Annotated in this window: 3 protein-coding genes; all 3 read left to right on the top strand. The window is 48.3% G+C overall.

Annotated features, from left to right (window positions below; genetic code table 11):
* Nucleotides 1-45: 45 nt before the first annotated feature.
* Complete coding sequence (gene rpsG / locus GY843_RS16495) at nt 46-516, top strand: 30S ribosomal protein S7 (RefSeq protein ID WP_297311192.1); 471 nt, start codon at nt 46-48, stop codon at nt 514-516.
* An 18-nt stretch (nt 517-534) separates the two neighbouring features.
* Nucleotides 535-2,628 (top strand): elongation factor G, encoded by a 2,094-nt coding sequence (fusA, locus tag GY843_RS16490; RefSeq protein WP_297311191.1) that lies wholly within the window; start codon nt 535-537, stop codon nt 2,626-2,628.
* 37 nt (nt 2,629-2,665) lie between these two features.
* The coding region (locus GY843_RS16485) for a GTP-binding protein (RefSeq protein ID WP_297311193.1) at nt 2,666-2,770 on the top strand (105 nt) is incomplete at its 3' end.

Raw genomic sequence — 2,770 nt, 5'->3', positions numbered from 1 at the left:
TGCTTGGAATACCTGAAGACCTTTTAATGAATTGAGGGCTTATCAATGCCTAGAAGACGCGTCGCTGCAAAGCGCGAAATACTACCGGATCCTAAATTCGGTAACACAGTTCTGGCTAAATTTATCAACCACGTAATGGTTCACGGCAAGAAATCTGTTGCTGAGAAAATCGTGTACGGTGCACTGGACAAGATCCAGGAGCGCACGGGTAATGACCCACTGGAACTGTTTGAAAAAGCACTAGAAGCAGTACAGCCAGCGGTAGAGGTTAAATCTCGCCGTGTTGGTGGTGCTACTTACCAGGTGCCTGTAGAAGTACGTCCTGCTCGTCGTATGGCTCTGGCTATGCGTTGGACTGTTGATGCTGCACGTGGTCGTGGTGAGAAATCCATGGCGCTGCGTTTGGCTGGCGAGCTGGCTGATGCTGCTGAAGGCCGCGGTGCGGCTGTTAAGAAGCGTGAAGACGTGCATCGCATGGCTGAAGCGAACAAAGCATTCGCTCACTACCGCTTCTAAGATACTGAGGATTAAGTCGTGGCTCGTAAAACTCCTATCGCACGCTATCGTAATATCGGTATCTGTGCGCATGTAGATGCCGGTAAAACGACTACAACTGAGCGCGTTCTGTTCTACACCGGTCTTTCTCATAAGATCGGTGAAGTTCACGACGGCGCTGCGACCATGGACTGGATGGAGCAGGAGCAGGAGCGTGGTATCACTATCACGTCTGCTGCAACAACCTGTTTCTGGAAAGGCATGAACCAGCAGTTCGAAGATCATCGAATCAATATCATCGATACTCCGGGGCACGTTGACTTCACGATTGAGGTTGAGCGTTCACTGCGTGTGCTTGATGGTGCTGTTGTTGTGCTTTGTGCCTCTTCCGGTGTCCAGCCTCAGACAGAAACTGTTTGGCGACAGGCAAACAAGTATGAAGTTCCGCGCATGGTATTCGTCAATAAGATGGATCGCCTTGGTGCGGATTTCTTCATGGTTGTTGATCAGCTAAAAGATCGCCTGGGCGCTAACGCTGTACCAATCAATTTTCCGATTGGTGCAGAAGAAGATTTTGTTGGTGTGGTTGATCTGATTCGCATGAAAGCCATTATGTGGAATGAAGCGGATCAGGGTATGACCTATGAGCTGGAAGATATTCCGGCTAACCTTCAGGATAAAGCCGATGAGCTTCGTGAGGAGCTTGTAGAGGCAGCTGCTGAAGCATCTGAAGAACTGATGGACAAATACCTTGAAGAAGGTGAGCTATCAGAAGAAGAGATCAAGCAGGGTTTGCGTGCCCGCACACTGGATAACGATATTGTTCTGATGCAGGCAGGTTCTGCATTTAAGAACAAAGGTGTTCAGGCTGTGTTGGATGCAGTGATCGAGTTCATGCCATCTCCGATCGAAGTAAAAGCGATCGAAGGTACACTGGACGATAAAGATGAAACTGCTGCTCAGCGTCATGCTGATGACGATGCCCCGTTTGCTGCTTTGGCATTCAAGATTGCTACAGACCCATTTGTGGGTACATTGACATTTGTTCGCGTTTACTCCGGTGTTTTGAAATCCGGTGATGGTGTTTATAACTCTGTCAAAGGTAAAAAAGAACGCGTCGGCCGTATGGTGCAAATGCACTCCAATAACCGTGAAGAGATCAAAGAGGTTCGCGCAGGCGACATCGCGGCTCTGATTGGTATGAAGGATGTGACTACCGGTGACACACTATGTGACATCGATAATAAGATCATTCTGGAGCGCATGGAGTTTCCGGATCCGGTAATTTCTGTAGCGGTTGAGCCTAAGTCTCAGGCTGACCAGGAGAAGATGGGTATCGCGCTGGGCAAACTTGCTCAGGAAGATCCTTCTTTCCAGGTAGAAACTGATAAAGAAACAGGTCAAACCATTATTTCCGGTATGGGTGAGCTTCACCTGGATATTCTTGTTGATCGCATGAAACGAGAATTCAAAGTAGAAGCTAATATCGGTAAACCACAGGTAGCCTATCGCGAGAAGATTCGTCAGTCGGTTGATGCAAACCATAAGTTTGCACGTCAGTCGGGTGGTCGTGGTCAGTATGGTCACGTAGTAGTGGAGTTCAGTCCATCTGAAGAGGAAGGATTGGAGTTCATTAACGAAATCGTGGGTGGTGCTATCCCTAAAGAATACATTCCAGCTGTACAGAAAGGCATTGAAGAACAGATGCATAACGGCGTTATCGCAGGTTATCCGCTGATCGGTCTTAAAGCGCGTCTGTACGATGGATCCTTCCATGATGTTGACTCCAACGAAATGGCGTTTAAAATCGCTGCATCTCAGGCTCTGAAGAAGTTTGCCCAGGACGCGAGTCCTTGTCTGCTTGAGCCAATGATGAAGGTTGAAGTTGTAACTCCTGAAGACTACATGGGTGATGTGATGGGTGACCTGAACCGCCGCCGTGGTCTGGTGCAGGGGATGGAAGACTGTTCTTCGGGTAAGATTATCAACGCTCAGGTGCCGCTGGGAGAGATGTTCGGTTATGCAACCGATCTTCGCTCTGCGACCCAGGGTCGTGCGACTTACTCGATGGAATTTCTTGAATACGCAGAGGCGCCACAAAATGTCGCTGATGCAGTGATCAATCAGAATTAATTTTTTTTATTCGCCTAATTACTTGAGGTAATGAAAAGTGGCTAAAGAACAATTTGAACGCTCAAAACCGCACGTTAACGTTGGTACAATCGGCCACGTTGACCACGGTAAAACTACACTGACTGCAGCTCTGACACGCGTA

The sequence above is a fragment of the Neptuniibacter sp. genome, from assembly GCF_024231755.1.
Lineage (GTDB): Bacteria > Pseudomonadota > Gammaproteobacteria > Pseudomonadales > Balneatricaceae > Neptuniibacter.
This window is presented reverse-complemented; position numbering and strand designations above follow the sequence as displayed.